Consider the following 4,779-nt stretch of genomic DNA (forward strand, 5'->3'; position numbering starts at 1 on the left):
AAGATTGATGATGACACCGGTGGGGGTTTTTGCTCTTGTCCAGAGCACAAAGAGGCGAGATTGACCCTTTTTAAGCCCTCCTCGGTATTCACCAACGACTTGGGTTCCTTTATCAAGCAAAACAACGCGCCCGTTGTCAGAGAGGATATCACGGTTGATGATGCAGCTTGCAAAGCCTGGTTGCTCACTGTTTAATGCGGTTTCTAAGATACAGGGAATAGAGGTTCCCATGGCGATGATAAAGTTTCTATCTCCCATGATCCCAGCTCTTGTACCTTCTATTTTTGTAGGCTTTAGAAGTGAGGAAAAACTTTGTGAATCATTATTAGGAGTTTCACTTATATTATTACTATAGTTATTTCTCGGCATTTGAGTTGAAGATGGGGGGGTATTGCTCGTAAAAGCCAATACGGGGGCACGTTGTGCTGCATCAAGTAAAGGATCATGTTCAACTATTTTTTCTGGTGTTGGTGATGGTGTTGGTAGTGTAATTGGAGCAATTTTTGCTTGTGATTCAACGGAAACTAATTCTAAGGGAGTAACTGAGTTATTAAAGTCTTGTTTTTTACGAATATTTGCCGTGTCTTTTGATGTTGGTGATGTTGAAAATATATTCCAAAGCACATATGCGCAAAATCCTACAAAAGCTATAATAATGATTATTTTTTTTGTATCCGATTTTGATGTATTATTTTTGCCATCTCCAATAGATCCTCGATCGTCGATGATTGATTTATCACTCATGTGTTGTCCCCTTCAATTCCCGCTTATTTAAAGATCTGATGCAATTTTACGTTCAACAGATGGTGAGGTTGTTCCGGTATTTGGATTTGTGCCTTTTGGTTGATAGGCTTCGTTAAAGACGCATAGGACGTTTTTTCCCTGTCTTAGGGTGAAGCGTGCGCTAATGGCATGGACAATAACCATGTTGCCTCTTGTGGTTTTGGGAACCAGCGATTCTGTACCGTCATTGCTGACAATATAAATGGCAGGGATTTCTTGGTTGTCTGGAAATGTAAATGTTGTGGTTTTGCCATTGTCGTAAACGGAAGAGGGTTCGAGAGTGATAGAGCCTTGAGCGGTGTAAGCCCAATTGCGAGGTCCGTATATTTCATAAGCGTTGAAGACATTATCAATCCGTTGGGATTGTTGTTTTTCTTGTCGCATAAGGGCTGCGAGTTTTCTTTGCTCTGCTTCTTCTTGTGGGTAGCGAAATTTCACAAGGAAATATGTTTCTTGTCCAGATGAAATTTCCCCATCTTTGATCATCAGTTCAAATTGATAGGAACGCTTTGAGCCATCAAGCTTTGTGGTGACGACTTGGAGATTGGTAATGGGTTGGACTTCTCGCGCTTTAAGGAAAAGAATATTGCCAGCGGGGGCGACTTCCCATGCAACACTGTTGCCAATTGCCACATGGGCAATTTCTTCATTGGGAGAAAATTCTATTTGTACCGATGAGCGTATGAAGCCAATAATTTTTGTGACATTATAAGCATCATAATTGATAAAGCGAATGCGGCTATCGCTCGGCGCACGGGTGGGAAAAACACTTGCGTAGCTTATATTCGTCAAAGAAAAGGCAACAGCAATCCTAAGAATGAGAAAAAGGAATTTTTTTGTCATGATCAGTTGACCACTTCCGGATCGGTTCTATATTCTTCAACAATAAACCCTAGAGGATTTATCAAACGGTTTTGGACAGAGATAGGGGCATTGGTATATTCAAAGGTGAGTGTTGCAACCCAGTGGGTGATGAATTCTTTGTTGTTGTCGTTGTTACGCACAGTTCTGTAGTAACGCACTTGGGCGACATTTTCATTGATAAAGGAAATTGATTTTATTGTTATTGTAACGGTGGCGTTTTTATAAAGAAGTTGGGGACTTTGGGGATTTTTTGCTCCGTACCATCCAGCAAATCTTTCTCGTTCTTCAGGAGAAGAGAGGAGAGAGACGGTTTCGAAGTTATTTTGCGTTTCTTCTACGGCGAAACCTTCACGACAGCGGACATATTTTGCGGCAAAGTAGCGTGTGATTGCTTCGTCGACATTGGTGGGACCTTCTTTTAAGGCTTCCACAACTTCGGTGATGCCGGTTGAATTGTCAACGCGGATGACAAAAGGTTCCACGGTTTTAAGGGGCGTGAGGGTGATGACCGCGAGAGAAGACATTATTGCAACCGCAACGGCTATGCCAGCAATGGCAAGCGAGATGCGGGTGGTGCGGCGTAAGGCGAGTATGCGATCTTGATCGAACGAGCGTGCTTCAGCAATATATTGTTCTACGGCGTTTTCTTTCATGCTTTTTGCCCGCAATTTTTGTAAGATTTGATTTCTTCATCCGTTAATTTTTGTGCCAGAAGCATTTCCAGCTTCCCTTCTTTTAGGGTTGAAGGTGTGTTGTTACTGATGATAATGGGCGTGGGCGTGGGTTTTTTCCCTTCCCAATTCCACATTGATCTGTTGAGTGGACGTTTAGAATATCCATCACATTTTGGGAGTGACTTCAGTGTGTTTGGTGAAGACACACAGCCACTGAGAAAGAGAAATGGTAAGATAATCCCAATTTTTTTAAAACCCCGCATTTGTGGTATTAACCTCCTCTAAATTTTGACCCCAAACCTCTTAGACCACTAATACCAGAACGAGCGGCTGCAAGAGCACCACGCCCCGCTGCTCTACTAGAATGGTGAGCTAAATGTGTTGATCCTGTAAGAGCTGCTCCTCCAGAAGCTAAAGCGGATGCAATTCCGGGTAAATGGATGAAAAGATAAATCCCACCAATGCCAATAACCAAAAATTGAAGTACAGAAAACATGATATCTGTAAGGTCACCTGAAAGGATTTCCATTGCAAGACTTACATATACGTTACCAAGCAACACGACTAATACTTGCAGAATAATGAAGTTTGCGAGTTGTCCTAACCACGCTTCTGTAAAACGCCTTGTTGTTGAAAATAGAGCAAAACCCATAAATATTGGTCCCACTGATATGACAAGAAATGATCCAAATTTAGCAAATATTGTGACGATAAAACCAATGGTGCAAAACACCCCAGAAATAATTAAGCAAATAAGACCAGCAATCCAGTTAACAATATACGTACCAACTTCAGTCCATCCGTTGTATTTATTTGCTGCATCAAAGGCGTGCGCATAAGCATTTTGTATCATATTGTCCCAGACATTCTTATCAGAAACTGCACCTTGTGTAGCATTTGAAATGGCATTAGGCAGATCAGTGAAAAATATATTTGTAATCCATGTGTTATAGCTAGCGGCTTTTGTGGTGAGTGTAACGATGATGCCAAGTTTGAAAGTTGTTGCTATAAAATCCCATAAAGGCATAGAAGAACGCCCATAGATAATGTTGTAACCTATAAATGCTATATAGATTATACAAGCTGATTGAAGAGGAACAGATAAAGCGCCTGAAAGATTGCTAATAGTTTTATCCATTATATCTGTAAGAGCATTCATTAAACGCTGATCTATCATGGTAAATATTTCTTTTGTTACCATTGGATATCCATTTTATAAAATTTTTGTAAATACTATTATTCCTAATTGTTATAATAATTTTTATGGATCAAAATTATTATCGCGTTTTTGTTGTGCTCTCCTTTTTTCATATTCAGCTTTTCTCTTAGCTGCTTCTTCTTGTTGTTTTTTCTCAAATTCTTCTCTACGTTTACGATTTTCTTCGTCAATTTTTGCCCGACGTTCTTCATGAATTTGATGATCGGCTAATCGTGCATTTTGACAGTTTTTCGAATTTCCTGTAAATCCACATCTCACCGCCCATTCTTTAAGTAAATTTTCATCTTTCTTAAAATCTTCTACACTGTAGGTTTTTTCACATCCAGCGGTGACCAGCCCTGTGCTAAGTAGTAGTGCTGCGATAATAACTTTGTTCATGATTAAGTCCCTCTTTAACTTTTAATGACCGCGAAGTTGATTTGCATAATCTTGGTATCTTTTACTAGCTTCTTCTCTAATCCGTATTGCTTCAGCTTCAGATTGAGCTTGTTGAATCATAGAAGTAGCTTGAGTTTGTAAAGCCTCTGCTTGTAATATTGCTTGTATAGCTGCTAATTGTGTTTGAGCGTCTTGAACTTCAGCAGCGGTTTTAGCATTTTTGAGTTTTTCAATAATCTTACTAATGGCTTCTTTCTTTTTATCGGCATCTTCGTAAACAGCTTGCCCTGTTGCTGCTTGTCCTACATTGCGATTGTGCAATTTTTCCACTTCTTGCTTGTAAAAGGCATCAACTGCTTCTTTTGATCCTCCACCACCCGATGGTTCTTTGTATAAAAGTTTTTCTTTCCATTTTTCAGTGTTTCCGCTACCACCACCGGTGCCATCTATTGATTGTTCTAAATGATTAAAATCAGAAGGAAGAGCAGTATTATTCCCTTGTTTGTTGAGCAATTCTTGAAGAGCGGATAAATCAGGTTTTCCATTTAAGGAACTATATAATTGTTTTGCTTGATCGAGTTGGCTCTTTAATTGGTCAAGCTGTTGTCTGCCTTGTTGAATTTGTTCTTGCAATTTGTTAAGTTGTTGTGTGCCTTGCTGGACTTGTTTCATTATTTGTCCTACAGCCGCGGGATCATATACCATGATAGCGAAGGCATTTGTTTGAAAGCCAAATAAAGCTGCATAGACGGCTGTTGCCAATAAAAGTTTTTTCATTGTTTTGACCTTTCTTGAAAAATAGGAAGCCATTTTTCTGGAGATTGTCCAACTTCATCCATAATGGTCTCTAGGAGTTCAATA

General features: G+C 39.8%; 7 protein-coding genes. All 7 read right to left on the bottom strand.

Features of this window, described 5'->3' with window-relative positions:
- A partial coding sequence (locus ACFIK4_RS09565) for a TrbI/VirB10 family protein (protein WP_375675828.1) occupies window positions 1-744 on the bottom strand: 744 nt, incomplete at its 3' end.
- A 27-nt stretch (window positions 745-771) separates the two neighbouring features.
- The gene (gene virB9, locus ACFIK4_RS09570) at window positions 772-1,626 is read right to left on the bottom strand and encodes a P-type conjugative transfer protein VirB9 (protein WP_375675829.1); all 855 of its coding nucleotides are present in this window, start codon (window positions 1,624-1,626) and stop codon (window positions 772-774) included.
- A gap of 2 nt (window positions 1,627-1,628) precedes the next feature.
- Window positions 1,629-2,300 carry a virB8 family protein gene (locus ACFIK4_RS09575; RefSeq protein ID WP_375675830.1) on the bottom strand — a complete coding sequence of 224 codons (672 nt, stop codon included), beginning with the start codon at window positions 2,298-2,300 and terminating at the stop codon, window positions 1,629-1,631.
- Window positions 2,297-2,584 (bottom strand): type IV secretion protein VblB7, encoded by a 288-nt coding sequence (locus tag ACFIK4_RS09580; protein WP_375675831.1) that lies wholly within the window; start codon window positions 2,582-2,584, stop codon window positions 2,297-2,299. Before ACFIK4_RS09580 ends, ACFIK4_RS09575 begins: the two co-directional genes overlap by 4 nt.
- Before the next feature lie 8 nt (window positions 2,585-2,592).
- Window positions 2,593-3,522, bottom strand: coding sequence for a type IV secretion system protein (locus tag ACFIK4_RS09585; protein WP_375618814.1), 930 nt, complete (start codon window positions 3,520-3,522; stop codon window positions 2,593-2,595).
- Between the two features lie 60 nt (window positions 3,523-3,582).
- Window positions 3,583-3,918 (bottom strand): EexN family lipoprotein, encoded by a 336-nt coding sequence (locus ACFIK4_RS09590; protein ID WP_375675832.1) that lies wholly within the window; start codon window positions 3,916-3,918, stop codon window positions 3,583-3,585.
- 21 nt (window positions 3,919-3,939) lie between these two features.
- Window positions 3,940-4,695 carry a type IV secretion system protein gene (locus ACFIK4_RS09595; RefSeq protein ID WP_375675833.1) on the bottom strand — a complete coding sequence of 252 codons (756 nt, stop codon included), beginning with the start codon at window positions 4,693-4,695 and terminating at the stop codon, window positions 3,940-3,942.
- Window positions 4,696-4,779: the final 84 nt, after the last annotated feature.

The sequence above is a fragment of the Bartonella sp. AP9QHHD genome (assembly GCF_042195625.1).
GTDB lineage: Bacteria > Pseudomonadota > Alphaproteobacteria > Rhizobiales > Rhizobiaceae > Bartonella.